Below are 15,733 nucleotides of genomic sequence, written 5' to 3'. Positions count from 1 at the left end.
TGCACCGGCCTTTTTTTGTCAGCGTTACAATGTTAACGCGTGCTCTTTCTCTCCGGGTTTAAATTTTACTTCACCCAGGTCGATACAGGCGACCGGGCAAACGTGGCCGCACAGCAAGCATCCCACACATTTTTCCGTGTCGCAGTGAGGGGTGCGGGTTTGCTCATTCCATTCCATCGCCTGATGCCCGCCGTCATAACAGGAAATGTAGCAGCGGCCACAGCCAACGCATTTATCGAGATGGATGTTTGGGTAGACGATGTAGCTACGGTCAAGGTCTTCAGCGGGGATGATATTGGCATTGGCAAGGCCCACCATCTCCTCCAGTGAGTCAAACCCTTGATCGGCGAGGTAATGCGACAGCCCGCTGGCCATGTCTTCCACAATCCGATAACCATACTGCATGATCCCGGTGGTCACCTGCAGCGTGGCTGCGCCTAACAGTAAAAACTCGGCGGCGTCTTCCCAGGTTTCAATTCCCCCGATGCCGCTAATCGGGAAATCGCGTAGTTCAGGGTGCATGCGCAGTTGCTGAATAAATCGCAGGGCGATAGGTTTAACGGCTTTGCCGGAGTAGCCGGAAATACTGGATTTGCCGTTGACGACCGGCATCCCAATTTTCCGGTTCAAATCGATGTTGGTGATGGATTTAACCGTATTGATGGTTGCGATACCGTCGGCGCCACCGCGTTTTGCCGCCAGCGCGACCTCACACATATCACCGATATTCGGTGTCATTTTAGCCAGCATCGGCAGGGAAGAGCCGCGTTTAACTGCCCGACAATATTTCTCGACCAGCTCAGGGCTTTGCCCAACATCGCTACCCATGGCATGTGAGGTCATTTGCGGGCAAGAGAAGTTGCATTCGATCATGTCTGCACCCGCCTCTTCGACCAGGCGTGCCAGCTCCTGCCACTGCTGTTCATTTTCTCCCATGATCGATGCAATCAGAACGTTGTCCGGGTAGTCCTGTTTCAGCCGGCGAATAGCGGCCAGATTTTCCTCCAGCGGATGCTCGGCAATTTGCTCCATATTTTTGAAGCCAACAAAGCCGGTATCTTCTTTGGTCAGATGGTCAAAGCGTGGGGAGACTTCATTCGCAATAAAGAAACCGATGGTTTTAAAAACAATACCGCCCCAGCCGGTATCATAGGCTTTGGCGCACATGTCATAGCAGTTGCCCACCGGAGAAGAAGAGAGGCAGAACGGGTTGGGGAATTTGACGCCGCAAAAAGTAATAGAAAGATCTTTCGTTAACATGAGCAAGCTCCCTCTAAATAGTGATGAATGGCCTGAGCGGCTTCTTTTCCGGTTTTCACGGCGTAAACCACCGTTTTATCGCCTTTTACAATATCGCCCGCGGCAAACAGAGCGGGATCGGCGGTTTGATAATTATGCGTGTCGATAAGATTGCGCTGTGGTTTTAACGCGGCGAAATGCTCAAGCTGAGCATGTTGGCCGACGGCGAGAATAATATGTTCGGCTTCAAGCGTCAGTTCTCCCGGCAGGCGAACGTGCTTAAACGTAACCCGATTTCCGCTAACCGCCACAGGCGTGAAACCGTCAATAATCGATACCCCTAACGCTTGTGTACTGCTGAACTCTTTATCGCTGGCTGGGAAATCGGCCAGCTCTTCACGGGCGACACAGGTAACTGACGGGCAGCCCAACAGTTTCAACGTACTGGCGACATCCATCGCGACATCGCCGCCGCCGATGATCAATGCGCTTTGCGCGACGGTAATATCGCCTTCTGACTGCCTGGCCCGCTGCAGGAAGTCGACGGCAATTTCAACGTGATTGGCTTTCTCAAACAGCGGTAACGTTGAACCGTAAGACATCCCTACGGTAACCAGTACGGCGCGGTATTCGGCTTTAAGTTGCTCAACGGAAAGGGCATTGCCGACTTCACAATTACATTTGATGGTTACGCCCATTTCAACGATACGAGCAATTTCGTTATCTAAAACAGAATGCGGCAAACGAAACTCTGGAATGCCATAGCGTAACCAGCCGCCAGGTTGGGCCTGCTTTTCATAGATAGTAACGTCATAGCCCAAATTGCTCAGCGTTACGCTGGCTTGTAATCCTGCCGGGCCTGCGCCAATGATGGCGATCTTGCCCCGTGTTTTTGTGGCAGGTTGGTAAATTTTCATTGCGGTCTGCTGCTCAAAGTCGGTAATAAAGCGTTGCAGACGTGCAATATCAATCGGCTTATCAATGCCTGAGCGCGTACACCCGCGTTGGCATAACTTTTCGGTTGGGCAAACCCGGGCGCAGACTGCCCCAAGTGCATTATTTTCTCGAATAGTTTCGGCCGCCCCCTTAAAATTACGAAAATAAATGGAGCGAATAAACTTTCCCGGGTCAGTTTGCGCCGGACAATCTTGGCTACAGGGGGCGTCGTGACATAATAAACAGCGGGAAGCCTCTTTTATGGCTAATAATGGGGTAAAAGCAGGCGTGAGCTCATCCAGGTAATTTTGTTGTGGCATATTTTCTTCCTTAATGCGTGAGTAAATTAAGGCAAACCGTTAATAACAAAATATAAAAAGTGAAAGGTTATTCTTAAGGCTAAGCACTGTAGGAAGAGTATTCTGTGAAAGGATTCACAAATAGAAGAGTGTTGGCGGGAAATGCTGGTGGGCAGCATTAATCCCTTACTTTGAAATGGTAACCGTTATCATAATATTATCTATTCTCAAGCGCTAATATAAAGAGAATATCTTTATCGATAAAAAACCAAGTAAATAACCATACCGAAGGATAAACATCCGCATCCGGCATAAACCAATACATAGGACCAAAATTGCAGGGGTTCTTGATGGCGATAAGCGTATACCGGTTCGCGCGCATTCTTCTTAATTTTATCTACGGCCCCGGTGCGCCAACCTTTCCAGGCCTCACGGAAACAAAACACAGGAATGAGCAGAAAAGCCAACACGACGAAGAGGGTTTGTACATCCATGCTTATTTTCCTTGTTTCTTTTGTAATTCGAGTAATTGTTCAGGCGTAACCGCCGGATACCCCTGCGCATCGTCGGGTACCTGATGCATGGTAGGGATGGGGACCAGGGGGCCTAAAAAACGGGGTTCACGTTTAAAAATGTAGAGATCGGCGAGTGCGCCAAAACGCGCGCCAAATTCGCGTACCCGCACGGTAAGCATATCTTTTGGTGAAGGCACCGCATAGCACTGGGCCTGAATGCCCATATGCAGCGCAATAAACAAGGCGCGTTCACAGTGGAATCGCTGCGTAATAATGATGAAATCGTTGGTATCGAATACCTTGCGGGTACGCACAATAGAATCAAGCGTACGAAAGCCGGCGTAATCAAGCACGATGTCAGCCGGATCGACGCCTGCGGCAATCAGATCCTTACGCATCGTCATGGGTTCGTTATAGCTTTGCTGCGCGTTGTCGCCGCTCAGCAGCAGATAGTTTACCTTGCCGCTGTTATAGGCGTTCAATGCGCCCTGAATACGGTAGCGGTAATACTGGTTGATAACGCCGGTTCGATAGTATTTTGCCGTACCCAGCACCACGCCGACCTGGCGGTAGGGTAAATCCTGTAATTCGTCGTAGATGTAGGGGGCAGTCTTCCAGCTCATCCATCTGTCGAGTCCAAGCACAGTCAACAGCAGCAAGCCTACCAGGACTAACAGGCTGTAAAACACGCGCTTTAACATGCAGAAAACTCGTTATTGGGATGGAATTTCAATCAGGCTACTGTACCCGAAGACGTAGCGCAAGAAACAGCAATCTGATTGAGGGGATTTTCAGCAATATTATTGCGGTTTTGTAGGCCAGATGGCGACGTTGCCCGACCCGGCCTACAAGACCCGTTTACGCTAACAAAACGCGCTCAATATTGTTGCAGCCCAGCGCCTTCAGGGTGGCGGAGGTCGCATCCCACTGGATTAACGGCGCATCGGCTTTTTCAGCCAGCACCGCGCGCTGAATGTCCGGATAGTCATAACCGTTCAGATTCAGCAGGTTTAACGCGCCTTGCAGCGGTGGGAGAGTTGGGTTAAAGGCGGCGTTCTCAGCATAGCTACCGCTAAAAATTTGCCCGTCTTTACACTCGAGCGCCACGCCGCTTGGCGATTTGCTGTACGGCATATGACATCTGTTGGCGGCGGTAATTGCCGCCTGGGTCAGCGCATCGCCCTGTAGCGCGAAGCCGTGATCCTGGTCGTCCATCAGCAGCGTTTTAATCTCCAGATCTTTCGGGCCGAAAGCATCTGGCAGATAATCGCGCAGCACGTGTGGTTCGCGCCCCGGCAGATGAATACGTAAATCCAACCCGCTGTTCAGTTCGTTCATAAACTGGCGGCAGTGGCCGCAAGGGGTGTAGTTAACGGTGATGGCGGCGAGGCCTTTTTCACCGCGCAGCCAGGCGTGGCTGATGGCGCTTTGCTCGGCATGAACGGTTTGCTGCATTGTTGCGCCCAGGAACTCCATGTTCCCACCGAAGTACCAGGTGCCGCTAATGCCGCGAGAGATCGCGCCCACGTTGAAGTTGGAAAGCGGGGTTCGTGCGCAGGCCGCAGCCAGCGGCAGCAGAGCGAATGCCAGCGCGTCTTCGTCCAGTCCCGATTCGCGTTTCAGCAAAGAGACCTGCTCAGCAGTCAGCATGGCGGGGAAATGCGCATCCGCCAGAACAGGAGCCAGGGCTGATTGCAAGTTATCCGCGAGTTGGGCAAAAGCAGTTTGAAAACGTGGATGCATGGCGATGCCTCATAACAATGTAATGGAATCGTAGTTTACGGGCCTGTTACGGCTTTATATGTGATCCAAATCTCATTGTGTGTGCAACTTATGAAACTTAAATGAAAAATGTGCAACGCATCGCAAATAAATAACCAAAAAGTGAAGGTTAGCCGACCACTGCCAGAATAACCGGGAACAGAAACGGGGCGACCAACGAGGTGATAATGCCGCAAATGACCAGCGCCAGAGAGCTAAACGCGCCTTCCTGATAATCCAGTTCTGCGCAACGCGCGGTACCCAGGGCGTGTGAAGCGGTACCCATTGCCAGTCCTCGCGCGGCCTTCGTGCGAATGCGCATGGCATTGAGCAAAGTATGACCAAACACCGCCCCGAGAATGCCGACGAAAATGACGCACACCGCGCTGATGGCCGGAATACCGCCAATACTGCCTCCCACCGCCATAGCGATAGGTGTGGTGACAGATTTCGGCATGATTGACGCAGCAATTTCCGGCGATGCGCCCATCAACAGGGCGATTGTTGTGCCGGTAACCATCGCCACGACGCTCCCGGCAAAGCAGATAGCGATAATCGATTTCCAGCGTGCGCGAATTTGGTGCAGCTGTTCGTATAACGGATAGGCCAGCGCGACCACGGCAGGTTGCAGTAAATCGTTTAGCACCTCACTGCCTTTGAAATAGTGATCGTAGGGAATTCCGGTCAGCATCAGAATGGGAATAATCACCACCATCGCGACCAGCAGTGGATTCAGCAACGGCATTTTAAAGCGTGCTGCCAGCTTACGTGCGCCAAAGAACACCGCGAGAGTAAGGGGTAACGACCACCAGATATACGTCATCATTCTTTAGACCCTTTTTGGCCAACGATTTTGCGTTCACCGTGTACAAGGTGCGAGCTCCAGCTCACCACGAGGAAAACAACCAGCGTACTGATGGTGCATGACACCACCACCGGGCCAAATTGTGCGCGGAGTAAATCAAAGTACTGCATGATTCCCACGCCAATCGGGACAAATAACAGGGCCATGTAGCGAATCAGGACGTAACAGCCAGGATTAACCCATTTTGCCGGTAATACCTGCAATGCCAGTAAGACAAACAGAATCAGCATGCCGATGATGCTGCCCGGAATAGTGATCGGCAGCAGCGAAGCGATAAAAATACCTGCATAGAGGCAGGCATAGATCAGGACGAATGCGCGCAAGTATTGCCAGATAATGTTCAGTGATTTGCTCATAATTGAAACCCTTGACGAGACTGATTCATCATACAATTAAACTTCAAAACGTGCTACCGATCACATCATGAATTCTAAGCATAGAGGAAATAGACATCTGGAACATTGCGCAAATGACCGCCTAAACCTGCGCCAGGTAATACAAAAAACGATTCAGGGCGGTGGTGGGCGTTTCATTGTTGCGCCAGAATACGCCTACGCTGCCTTTTTGTTCAATCTTCGGCAGATTCAGGATAGCCAGTTGTCCCTGGGCGGCATAACGCTGTGCCAGACGCAGAGAAAGAATAGAAACCATGTCGCTACTTTGCAGCAGGTTGGTGCTGACGTTTATCGACGCTGATTCAATGGTGTTTTCCGGCAGCATTACGCCATTATCGACCAGCGCGTTGTCAATGCTAATCCGAATGGGGGTGCCTGTCGGCCACACAATCCAGCGCCAGTTAGCCAGATCGTTCCAGGTGAGCAGGGGATATTTAGCCAGCGGATGGTCGGGGCGGGCGACAAAACAGACCGGCTCGGTATAGAGCACCTGGTAATTGAGCGGCAGTTGAAGCGCCCGGCCGCCAACGCGACCGACGACGACATCCACCGAACCCGCCAGCAGATCGTGCAGTAACGGGGTCATCACTTTCTCTTCAATATTGAGATGCAGAGTGGGTAGCTCCGTAAGCAAACCCAGTATTGCCTGTGAAACGCAGTCGGTCGCCACCGGCGAGCAGCCAATCTTCAGACTTCCCACCAGACCGCCTTGCTTGAAACGGGCAATTTCATACTGCGAACGCTCCATATCATTGATCAGGCGCTGAGCATGTTGCAGCAACAGCTTGCCACCTTCCGAGGGGCGTAAGCCTTTACTATGTCGTTCAAAGAGCGTGATGCCAATCTCATCTTCGAGCTGTGATAACCATTTGGACAACGCTGGCTGGGTGATATTCATCATCCGGGCGACGTGAGTCAAATTTCCCTGTTCCCCAAGCGCGACCAGCGTTTGCAGGTGTTGCAACTTCAGTTTCTGCGCCCAGTTAGCCATTTGCTATAACCTCCAGGTTATGCCTCTGCATGAAAAGCCATTGTACATTTCATCTCCAAAGATACAAAGTCGCAACATACCTAAAACAAAACAGACATCTACTCTACCTGCACTGAGGCATTCACTATGACTCAACAACGTGATCTACAAGCACTGATCGATTCCGCCCCCGTCGGCAAGACGCAGTGGCGCGTGATTATTTGCTGTTTCCTGGTCGTCATGCTCGACGGTTTTGATACCGCGGCGATTGGTTTTATCGCTCCCGATATACGCACTCACTGGCAATTGACTGCCGGGGATCTGGCGCCGCTTTTTGGCGCAGGACTGCTGGGGCTAACTGCGGGCGCGTTGCTCTGCGGCCCGCTGTCCGATCGTTTTGGCCGTAAACGAGTGATTGAGCTTTGCGTGGCGCTGTTTGGCGCGCTGAGTCTGATCTCCGCTTTTTCGCCCGATCTGCAAACGCTGGTTATTTTGCGTTTCCTTACCGGGTTAGGTCTGGGCGGCGCAATGCCTAATACCATCACCATGACGTCGGAATACCTGCCTGCCCGTCGACGTGGCGCCTTGGTCACCATGATGTTCTGCGGCTTTACGCTCGGATCGGCTATGGGCGGCATCGTCAGCGCTCAACTGGTGTCGGTTATTGGTTGGCACGGCATTCTGGTGCTGGGCGGCGTTTTGCCGCTCATGCTGTTTGTCGCCCTGCTGTTTGCGCTACCGGAATCCCCGCGCTGGCAGGTTCGTCGCCAGCTACCGCAAAACGTGATTGCCAGAACCGTCAGCGCGATTACCCGCGAACGTTATGACGATACCCATTTTTATCTCAACGAGGGCGCAGCGATTGCCAAAGGCAGTATCCGCCAGCTGTTCGTCGGGCGACAACTGCCCATTACCCTGATGTTATGGGTGGTGTTCTTTATGAGCCTGCTGATCATTTATCTGCTCTCCAGTTGGATGCCAACGCTGCTTAACCATCGCGGAATCGACCTGCAACACGCTTCCTGGGTAACCGCGGCCTTCCAGATTGGCGGAACGTTAGGCGCGCTGGCGCTGGGCGTACTGATGGATAAATACAATCCTTTTCGCGTGCTGGCAGTGAGCTATGCGCTGGGTGCGGTGTGTATCGTCATGATTGGCCTGAGCGAAAACGGTCTGTGGCTGATGGCGTTGGCGATTTTTGGCACCGGCATCGGGATTAGCGGTTCTCAGGTTGGTCTCAATGCGTTAACCGCCACCCTTTATCCGACGCAAAGCCGTGCGACGGGCGTCAGTTGGTCTAATGCCATTGGCCGCTGCGGCGCGATTGTCGGTTCGCTTTCTGGCGGCGTGATGATGGCGATGAATTTCTCGTTCGATAACCTGTTTTTCATTATTGCCGTTCCGGCGGCCATCAGCGCGGTGATGCTTACGCTGCTGACGGTTGTTGTTCGCCAGTCGGCCTCTGTCCCTGACGCCTTGCCACGCGCAGGCATCGTGAACGAATAAGGAGAATCCCTATGTCTGAACTGAATCAGGAAGTTAAGAACAGCCGCCAGCAGTTTTACCAGCATATTTCCGGGCAGAATCTGACCCCGCTGTGGGAGTCGCTGCATCGTCTGGTGCCGCCAACGCCGAACGCGCATTGCGCGCCTGCGTACTGGAACTATCAGGAGATCCGCCCGCTGCTGCTGGAAAGCGGCGATCTGATTGGCGCGAAAGAGGCGATTCGCCGCGTGCTGGTGCTGGAAAACCCAACGCTGCGCGGACAGTCATCAATCACCCCAACGCTGTATGCCGGGTTACAGCTGATTATGCCGGGTGAGGTTGCGCCGAGCCACCGTCATAATCAGTCTGCGCTGCGCTTTATTGTCGAAGGGAAAGGGGCATTTACCGCCGTGGATGGCGAGCGTACTCAGATGCATGAAGGCGATTTTATTCTGACGCCGCAGTGGCGCTGGCACGATCACGGCAATCCGGGTACGGAGCCGGTGGTGTGGCTGGATGGTCTGGATCTGCCGCTGGTGAATCTGCTGGGCTGTGGCTTTGCGGAAGACTACCCGGAGGATCAGCAGCCGGTCACGCGCAAGGAAGGGGATTACTTACCGCGCTATGCGGCCAATATGCTGCCGCTGCGTCATCAGAAGGGCAACTCATCGCCTATTTTCAACTATCGCTACGATCGTAGCCGTGAAGCACTGCATGACCTGACCCGCCTGGGTGAGGCCGATGAGTGGGACGGTTACAAGATGCGCTACGTTAACCCGGTAACCGGCGGTTATCCCATGCCGTCAATGGGGACCTTCCTGCAATTGTTGCCAAAAGGCTTTTCTTCACGGATGGCGCGTACCACTGACAGCACTATCTACCATGTGGTGGAAGGAAGCGGGCAGGTCACCATCGGCAACGAAACCTTCAATTTTTCGCCAAAAGATATCTTCGTGGTGCCGACCTGGCACGGTGTGTCGTTCCAGGCCAGCGAAGATGCCGTCTTATTCAGTTTTTCGGACAGACCGGTTCAGGAAGCGCTGGGGTTGTTCCGTGAAGCACGCTATTAATTTGGGAGAGAGAAAATGACGCAATACGTATTCGAACCACAAGCGCCTGTTACCGTTCCGGTGGTTGGCAGTGATGAACAATTTCCCGTGCGCCGCGTTTACTGCGTGGGCCGAAACTATGCCGCACACGCGCGTGAAATGGGCTTTGACCCGGATCGCGAACCGCCGTTCTTCTTCTGTAAACCTGCCGACGCGGTGGTTCCGGTGGCGGCTGGTCAAACCCTTGAACTGCCTTATCCATCGCAAACCGATAACTATCACTATGAGATAGAGCTGGTGGTGGCGATTGGTAAAAAGGGCAGCGATATACCGCTGGAAAACGCGCACGAATATATCTGGGGCTATGCCACCGGTCTGGATATGACCCGTCGCGACAGGCAGATGGAGATGCGCCAGATGGGGCGTCCGTGGGAAATCGGCAAAGCGTTTGATCTCTCTGCGCCCATCGCGCCGCTGCATAAAGCCAGTGAAAGCTTGGATGTTAACAATGCGCCTATCTGGCTGCAGGTTAACGGCGACGATCATCAGCGGAGCGATATTCGCCACCTTATCTGGTCTGTGAATGAAACCATCAGCTATCTGTCCGGATTTTTCGAACTGCAGCCGGGCGATTTGATCTACACCGGTACCCCGGAAGGCGTGGGGGCGGTAGTGAAAGGCGATGTGATCACCGGCAACGTAGACGGTTTAACCCCCATCGCCGTGAAGATTGTCTGAGGTGGATGATGAAGCTGTACAGTTTCTTTAATAGCTCTGCGTCATATCGCGTGCGTATTGCGCTGGCGCTGAAGGGGCTCGATTTCCAGACGGTGGGCGTCAACATTCGCATCGGTCAGCAGAACGAACTGGCCTATCGGCGGATGAATCCGCTGGGGCTGGTGCCGACGCTGGTAACCGACGACGGAGAATCGCTTGGACAATCGCTGGCGATAACCGACTGGCTGGATGGCCACTTTCCGCAGTCGCCGCTGCTGCCTGCTGACTTCCCGATGCGCAGTCGGGTGCTGGAAATTGTCTATGCCATCGCCTGTGATATCCATCCAGTGAATAACATGCGGGTGCTGCGCTACCTGAGCGACGAGTTAAAGATCAGTGAAGAGGATAAAAAACGCTGGTATGCGCACTGGATCCAGCAAGGGTTAAGCGCAGTGGAACAGATGCTGCGCCAGAGTCATTCGGGGGCGTTCTGCGTGGGGGATGCGCCGACGCTGGCGGATTGCTGCCTGATCCCGCAATGGGCGAACGCCCTGCGTATGGGCTGCGATTTGAGCGCATATCCACGCTGTAAGGCGGTCTATGATGCCTGTACCCAGCTTCCGACGTTTATCGCCGCCGCGCCCGAGAACCAACAAGACAAAATTCCAGCCTGATAAGGAGAACGACAATGGCTAAAGTGACACGCGCAATTATCGTGGGTGGTGGGATTGGCGGCGCGGCGACCGCGTTATCGCTGGCCCGTCAGGGAATCAAAGTGATGTTGCTGGAGAAAGCGCATGAGATTGGTGAAATTGGCGCGGGCATTCAGCTCGGACCAAACGCGTTCTCTGCGCTCGACAGCCTTGGTGTGGGAGAGGTTGCCCGCCAGCGCGCCGTTTTTACCGATCATATCACCATGATGGATGCGGTAAATGCGCAGGAAGTCGTGCGTATTGAAACCGGACAGGCGTTCCGCGATCACTTTGGCGGTCCTTATGCGGTTATCCATCGGGTGGATATTCATGCTTCTGTCTGGGAAGCGGCGCTGGTTCATCCCAACGTTGAGTATCGCACTTCAACTAACGTGGTTGATATTCGCCAGACCGAGAATGACGTGACGGTATTTGACGAGCAAGGCAACAGCTGGACGGCGGATATTTTGGTCGGCTGTGACGGTGTGAAGTCGGTTGTCCGTCAGTCTCTGATTGGCGATGCGCCACGCGTGACCGGGCACGTGGTCTATCGCGCTGTGATTGATTGCGATGATATGCCGGAAGATTTGCGCATTAACGCGCCGGTGCTGTGGGCCGGACCGCACTGTCACCTGGTGCACTATCCGCTGCGCGGCGGCAAACAATACAATCTGGTGGTGACCTTTCATAGTCGTCAGCAGGAAGAGTGGGGCGTGAAGGATGGCAGTAAAGAGGAGGTACTTTCCTATTTTGCCGGTGTTCATCCACGTCCGCGCCAGATGCTGGATAAACCGACGTCATGGCGGCGCTGGTCCACCGCTGACCGCGAGCCGGTAGAAAAATGGGGTACCGACCGCATTACGCTGGTGGGCGATGCCGCGCATCCGGTGGCGCAATATATGGCGCAGGGAGCCTGTATGGCGCTGGAAGATGCCGTCACGCTCGGGAAGGCGTTACAGCAGTGTGATGGCGATGCGGCTGATGCCTTTGCCCTGTATGAGTCGGTGCGCATTCCGCGTACGGCGCGGATTGTCTGGTCGACGCGCGAAATGGGCCGTGTCTACCACGCCGCGGGCGTCGAGCGCCAGGTGCGTAATCTGCTGTGGAAAGGTAAATCACAGGCGGAGTTTTATCGTGGTATGGAGTGGCTGTACGGCTGGAAAGAAGATAACTGCCTGTTGCCGCGCTGAGCCTCTTTAATCTCCCGAACGGAGGCGCTACCATAGCGCCTCTTTTTTTGCGGGTGACGATATGCGTGTTTTACTGGCGCCGATGGAAGGCGTGCTCGATTCCCTGGTGCGCGAGCTGCTGACCGAAGTGAATGATTACGATCTGTGCATCACCGAGTTTGTGCGCGTGGTGGATCAGCTCCTGCCGGCAAAAGTATTCCACCGGCTCTGCCCGGAACTGCATAACAACAGCCGCACGCCATCCGGCACGCGGGTGCGCATACAGCTGTTGGGCCAGTATCCGCAGTGGCTGGCGGAGAACGCCGCGCGCGCGGTAGAACTGGGATCTTACGGCGTCGATCTGAACTGCGGCTGTCCGTCGAAGCTGGTCAACGGCAGCGGCGGCGGTGCGACGTTATTGAAAGATCCTGAGCTTATCTACCGCGGCGCAAAAGCCATGCGCGAGGCGGTGCCGGACCATCTCCCCGTGACGGTGAAAGTGCGCCTGGGTTGGGACAACAGCGACCGGCAGTTTGAAATTGCCGATGCCGTCCAGCAGGCTGGTGCCAGTGAACTGGCGGTACATGGTCGTACAAAAGAGCAGGGCTATAAGGCCGAACATATTAACTGGCAGGCGATTGGCGAAATTCGCCAGCGACTGACTATTCCGGTTATCGCAAATGGTGAAATCTGGGACTGGCAGAGCGCTCAGGATTGTATGGCCATCAGCGGGTGCGATGCGGTGATGATCGGTCGTGGCGCGTTAAATATCCCGAACCTGAGTCGTGTGGTGAAGTACAACGAGCCGCGTATGCCGTGGCCTGATGTCGTGAAACTGCTGCAAAAATATACCCGTCTCGAAAAGCAGGGCGACACGGGGTTGTATCATGTGGCGCGTATTAAGCAGTGGTTAGGGTATTTGCGTAAAGAATATTCAGAGGCAACGGCGCTGTTTCAGGAGATTCGCGCGTTAAATAATTCACCGGATATCGCGCGGGCAATTCAGGCTATCGAGATTACCGCCTGACATCAGTTCCGGTAGGCCGGATAAGGCGTTTACGCCGCCATCCGGCATCAGAGAGAATGATAGCCTGACATTTCTGCTATCAGGCCAGGGCGAAATAACGACATCAGAAAATCATCTTAAACACGCCCGTTACCACCAACAGCCCAATCAGAAAAATAATTAGAATAATCCACAGCAGAATTTTCATTAACTTTCCTTTTTTTGGTAAATACAGATTGAGTATAGGAAAGTATCAATCATTCTGCCTGGTAGCGCTGTTATGCGGGTTTACGTGCGCTCAGCAGAAACACCATTGGCCGCTCTTTTTCTTCATCCAGCGCCGGGTTTTCAGCAATCTGTTGAGCAGAAGGGCCCCATTCATCAACACACACTATTTCGAATCCGGCGGCAATGAGCGCGTTAATCCAGGTCGCCAGCTTACGGTGCTGTTTTTTAACGCCTTCAGCAAACCAGTTACTGATACGCTCGCCTTCTTGTTGATAATGATTAACCGGCCAGGACAGTTGCCCGGTTTTGTCTTTTATCCAGCCCTGGTTAAGCGGTGCGGTATAAATCGGGTGCTCGGCAGAGAAAACCAACATGCCTCCCGGTGTTAATGCCTGGTAAATCGTTACGAATAATCGTTCAATATCGTGTAAATAGTGCAGGGCAAGGGAGCTATACGCCAGGTCGAAAGACGCCGGCTGAAGCGTAAGCGTTTCGGGATCTTCACGGCGATAGACGATGCCATTGCCGTGAGTCATATTGTGCGCCTGGGTCAGCATCTTTTGTGAGATATCCAGCCCCACTACGCTTGCGGCATGGTTTTCGCGCGCATAGCGGCAAAACCAGCCATATCCGCAGCCCAAATCGAGAATGTTTTTACCCTGCAGAGAGGGGAGCATAGCTTGTATCGCTGGCCATTCCGGTGCGCCATCAAGCCCTTTTACTGAACGATCCAGCGTGGCATAGCCGGCAAAGAATTCCGGGTCATCATAAATATTCTGTGACATAAGGTTTCCATCCATAAATTATTAAAATTATTTAAACTGTATTATTTGTGTGGCGTATATTTTTCTGATTATATATTTTTATTGCCAAAGATGTATTGCCACGCGTAACTAAAAAAGTAAAAGCGACAAGTCGTAATCTCTGCGCATCTTTTCTTACCTGTATATCTCCATGAATCGTAATTCTGTTTTTGCCGCGACGGCATTGTTGCCTCTTTTTATTCTGATGGCAGGCTGTGCACCTATGCATGATGACCGCCAGTCTCTGTCACAGCAGCCCCCTGCTGCGAATGTCGATTCCGCATTACCTGCGGCGTTAAAAAATGGCTGGCCGGACAGCCAATGGTGGAAGGCATACCACGATCCTCAGCTTAATGCGCTGATTGACAGCACGTTGCGAAACTCTCCTGATATGCAGGTAGCGGAACAGCGCATTCAACTGGCGGAGGCGCAGGCGAAGGCCGTTGAGGCGCAGGATGGTCCGGAGATCGATTTCTCTGCGGACGTTGAGCGTCAGAGAATGTCAGCTGAAGGGCTGATGGGACCGTTTGCTACTGATTTGGATGGAAATACAGGCCCGTGGTACACCAACGGTACCTTTGGTTTAACCGCCGGTTGGAATCTGGATCTGTGGGGGAAAAATCGGGCCGAAGTGACGGCGCGTATTGGGGCCGTTAAAGCGCGAGAAGCTGAGCGTGAACAAACCCGCCAACTGCTGGCGAGCGGTGTTTCACGTCTGTACTGGGAATGGCAGACGCAGGCGGCGCTGAAAAGCGTGCTGACGCAAATCGAAACCGAGCAGCAGAACGTGATAACCGTCGATCGTCAGTTGTATCAAAACGGTATTACCTCCTCGGTGGAAGGCGTTGAGACCGATATTGATTCCAGTAAAACGCAGCAGCAACTGAACGATGTTAACGGCAAAATGAAAGTGATTGAAGCGCGGCTGAGCGCCCTGACTAATTCACAGTCTACCGTTCTGAAACTGCATACCAGTAAGTTACCTACCGTAGAAAGCCAGCTCCCGTCCCAGTTAGGTTATTCGCTGCTGGCCCGTCGACCGGATTTACAGGCGGCGCACTGGTACATTGAGTCGTCGCTGAGCAGTATTGATGCGGCGAAAGCCGCGTTTTATCCGGACGTGAATTTGATGGCATTCTTACAACAGGATGCGTTACATCTGAGCGATCTGTTCCGCCATTCCGCGCAGCAAATGGGCGTCACAGCCGGGCTCACGCTGCCAATTTTCGACAGCGGCAGACTGAATGCCAATCTCGATATCACTAAAGCGCAAAACAACCTGACGGTGGCGAATTACAACAAAGCCGTGGTGGATGCGGTGAATGACGTGGCGCGAGCGGCATCGCAGGTGGAAACACTGGCGCAGAAGAATCAGCATCAGCAGCAGATCGAACATGATGCACAGCGAGTAGTGGGGTTAGCGCAGGCGCGATTTAACGCCGGTATTATTGCGGGTTCGCGGGTCAGCGAAGCAAAGATCCCGGCGTTACGTGAGCAGTGCAACGGTCTGGTACTGCAAGGCCAGTGGCTGGATGCTTCCATTCAGTTGACCAGCGCCCTGGGCGGCGGTTACCACGCGTCGTAACACACCTGCCCGGTAGACC

Annotated in this window: 17 protein-coding genes; 7 read left to right on the top strand and 10 right to left on the bottom strand. The window is 53.4% G+C overall.

Features of this window, described 5'->3' with window-relative positions; all coding sequences use genetic code 11:
- Positions 1–24 precede the first annotated feature (24 nt).
- The 8 genes from preA to ACVXHP_RS08415 all read right to left on the bottom strand — a co-directional run bounded on the left by preA (position 25) and on the right by ACVXHP_RS08415 (position 7,001).
- A complete protein-coding gene (preA, locus tag ACVXHP_RS08450) occupies positions 25–1,260 on the bottom strand; it encodes an NAD-dependent dihydropyrimidine dehydrogenase subunit PreA (protein WP_447571274.1) in 1,236 nt (411 codons plus the stop codon).
- Positions 1,254–2,495 carry an NAD(P)-dependent oxidoreductase gene (locus ACVXHP_RS08445; RefSeq protein ID WP_447571273.1) on the bottom strand — a complete coding sequence of 414 codons (1,242 nt, stop codon included), beginning with the start codon at positions 2,493–2,495 and terminating at the stop codon, positions 1,254–1,256. Before ACVXHP_RS08445 ends, preA begins: the two co-directional genes overlap by 7 nt.
- A 233-nt stretch (positions 2,496–2,728) precedes the next feature.
- Positions 2,729–2,968, bottom strand: a complete 240-nt coding sequence (locus ACVXHP_RS08440; RefSeq protein WP_200005846.1) for a DUF2542 family protein — start codon at positions 2,966–2,968, stop codon at positions 2,729–2,731.
- 2 nt (positions 2,969–2,970) lie between these two features.
- Positions 2,971–3,690 (bottom strand): outer membrane permeability protein SanA, encoded by a 720-nt coding sequence (gene sanA / locus ACVXHP_RS08435; RefSeq protein WP_016153714.1) that lies wholly within the window; start codon positions 3,688–3,690, stop codon positions 2,971–2,973.
- Between the two features lie 157 nt (positions 3,691–3,847).
- Positions 3,848–4,732, bottom strand: coding sequence for a cytidine deaminase (gene cdd, locus ACVXHP_RS08430; RefSeq protein ID WP_304700700.1), 885 nt, complete (start codon positions 4,730–4,732; stop codon positions 3,848–3,850).
- Positions 4,733–4,880: 148 nt separating this feature from the next.
- Positions 4,881–5,576: a CidB/LrgB family autolysis modulator gene (locus ACVXHP_RS08425; RefSeq protein ID WP_038641977.1), complete on the bottom strand. Its 696-nt coding sequence runs from the start codon at positions 5,574–5,576 to the stop codon at positions 4,881–4,883.
- Positions 5,573–5,971 carry a CidA/LrgA family protein gene (locus tag ACVXHP_RS08420; RefSeq protein ID WP_038641975.1) on the bottom strand — a complete coding sequence of 133 codons (399 nt, stop codon included), beginning with the start codon at positions 5,969–5,971 and terminating at the stop codon, positions 5,573–5,575. Before ACVXHP_RS08420 ends, ACVXHP_RS08425 begins: the two co-directional genes overlap by 4 nt.
- A gap of 121 nt (positions 5,972–6,092) precedes the next feature.
- Positions 6,093–7,001 (bottom strand): LysR substrate-binding domain-containing protein, encoded by a 909-nt coding sequence (locus ACVXHP_RS08415; protein WP_061382064.1) that lies wholly within the window; start codon positions 6,999–7,001, stop codon positions 6,093–6,095.
- A gap of 126 nt (positions 7,002–7,127) precedes the next feature.
- Between ACVXHP_RS08415 and mhbT the strand changes: the two genes are divergently transcribed.
- From mhbT to dusC, 6 genes are all read left to right on the top strand, one after another.
- Complete coding sequence (gene mhbT / locus ACVXHP_RS08410) at positions 7,128–8,486, top strand: 3-hydroxybenzoate transporter MhbT (RefSeq protein ID WP_447571272.1); 1,359 nt, start codon at positions 7,128–7,130, stop codon at positions 8,484–8,486.
- 11 nt (positions 8,487–8,497) lie between these two features.
- Complete coding sequence (gtdA, locus tag ACVXHP_RS08405; RefSeq protein WP_200005850.1) at positions 8,498–9,535, top strand: gentisate 1,2-dioxygenase; 1,038 nt, start codon at positions 8,498–8,500, stop codon at positions 9,533–9,535.
- A 15-nt stretch (positions 9,536–9,550) separates the two neighbouring features.
- Entirely contained in the window at positions 9,551–10,252 is a 702-nt protein-coding gene (locus ACVXHP_RS08400; RefSeq protein ID WP_200005851.1) for a fumarylacetoacetate hydrolase family protein, read from the top strand.
- Positions 10,253–10,260: 8 nt separating this feature from the next.
- A complete protein-coding gene (maiA, locus tag ACVXHP_RS08395; protein ID WP_447571310.1) occupies positions 10,261–10,905 on the top strand; it encodes a maleylacetoacetate isomerase in 645 nt (214 codons plus the stop codon).
- A 14-nt stretch (positions 10,906–10,919) separates the two neighbouring features.
- Complete coding sequence (locus ACVXHP_RS08390) at positions 10,920–12,113, top strand: 3-hydroxybenzoate 6-monooxygenase (RefSeq protein ID WP_447571271.1); 1,194 nt, start codon at positions 10,920–10,922, stop codon at positions 12,111–12,113.
- Between the two features lie 61 nt (positions 12,114–12,174).
- Positions 12,175–13,119 (top strand): tRNA dihydrouridine(16) synthase DusC, encoded by a 945-nt coding sequence (gene dusC, locus ACVXHP_RS08385; protein WP_200005858.1) that lies wholly within the window; start codon positions 12,175–12,177, stop codon positions 13,117–13,119.
- A 103-nt stretch (positions 13,120–13,222) separates the two neighbouring features.
- On the opposite strand, the gene yohP is transcribed toward dusC, so the two are convergent.
- A complete protein-coding gene (gene yohP, locus ACVXHP_RS08380; RefSeq protein ID WP_087855921.1) occupies positions 13,223–13,306 on the bottom strand; it encodes a small membrane protein YohP in 84 nt (27 codons plus the stop codon).
- Between the two features lie 70 nt (positions 13,307–13,376).
- On the bottom strand, positions 13,377–14,111 hold the full coding sequence (locus ACVXHP_RS08375; protein WP_447571270.1) for a class I SAM-dependent methyltransferase: 735 nt from the start codon (positions 14,109–14,111) through the stop codon (positions 13,377–13,379).
- A 169-nt stretch (positions 14,112–14,280) separates the two neighbouring features.
- Between ACVXHP_RS08375 and mdtQ the strand changes: the two genes are divergently transcribed.
- Positions 14,281–15,714: a multidrug resistance outer membrane protein MdtQ gene (mdtQ, locus tag ACVXHP_RS08370; RefSeq protein ID WP_447571269.1), complete on the top strand. Its 1,434-nt coding sequence runs from the start codon at positions 14,281–14,283 to the stop codon at positions 15,712–15,714.
- The last annotated feature ends 19 nt before the right edge of the window (positions 15,715–15,733 follow it).

Source organism: Citrobacter freundii complex sp. 2025EL-00176, from assembly GCF_053309355.1.
Note: the sequence above shows the minus strand (reverse complement) of the source record. Positions and strands in the feature narration are given on the sequence as shown.

Coding starts and splice junctions, on each gene's coding strand:
- preA (WP_447571274.1), bottom strand. CDS start 1,260: ATGTTAACGAAAGATCTTTCTATTACTTTTTGCGGCGTCAAATTCCCC.
- ACVXHP_RS08445 (WP_447571273.1), bottom strand. CDS start 2,495: ATGCCACAACAAAATTACCTGGATGAGCTCACGCCTGCTTTTACCCCA.
- ACVXHP_RS08440 (WP_200005846.1), bottom strand. CDS start 2,968: ATGGATGTACAAACCCTCTTCGTCGTGTTGGCTTTTCTGCTCATTCCT.
- sanA (WP_016153714.1), bottom strand. CDS start 3,690: ATGTTAAAGCGCGTGTTTTACAGCCTGTTAGTCCTGGTAGGCTTGCTG.
- cdd (WP_304700700.1), bottom strand. CDS start 4,732: ATGCATCCACGTTTTCAAACTGCTTTTGCCCAACTCGCGGATAACTTG.
- ACVXHP_RS08425 (WP_038641977.1), bottom strand. CDS start 5,576: ATGATGACGTATATCTGGTGGTCGTTACCCCTTACTCTCGCGGTGTTC.
- ACVXHP_RS08420 (WP_038641975.1), bottom strand. CDS start 5,971: ATGAGCAAATCACTGAACATTATCTGGCAATACTTGCGCGCATTCGTC.
- ACVXHP_RS08415 (WP_061382064.1), bottom strand. CDS start 7,001: ATGGCTAACTGGGCGCAGAAACTGAAGTTGCAACACCTGCAAACGCTG.
- mhbT (WP_447571272.1), top strand. CDS start 7,128: ATGACTCAACAACGTGATCTACAAGCACTGATCGATTCCGCCCCCGTC.
- gtdA (WP_200005850.1), top strand. CDS start 8,498: ATGTCTGAACTGAATCAGGAAGTTAAGAACAGCCGCCAGCAGTTTTAC.
- ACVXHP_RS08400 (WP_200005851.1), top strand. CDS start 9,551: ATGACGCAATACGTATTCGAACCACAAGCGCCTGTTACCGTTCCGGTG.
- maiA (WP_447571310.1), top strand. CDS start 10,261: ATGAAGCTGTACAGTTTCTTTAATAGCTCTGCGTCATATCGCGTGCGT.
- ACVXHP_RS08390 (WP_447571271.1), top strand. CDS start 10,920: ATGGCTAAAGTGACACGCGCAATTATCGTGGGTGGTGGGATTGGCGGC.
- dusC (WP_200005858.1), top strand. CDS start 12,175: ATGCGTGTTTTACTGGCGCCGATGGAAGGCGTGCTCGATTCCCTGGTG.
- yohP (WP_087855921.1), bottom strand. CDS start 13,306: ATGAAAATTCTGCTGTGGATTATTCTAATTATTTTTCTGATTGGGCTG.
- ACVXHP_RS08375 (WP_447571270.1), bottom strand. CDS start 14,111: ATGTCACAGAATATTTATGATGACCCGGAATTCTTTGCCGGCTATGCC.
- mdtQ (WP_447571269.1), top strand. CDS start 14,281: ATGAATCGTAATTCTGTTTTTGCCGCGACGGCATTGTTGCCTCTTTTT.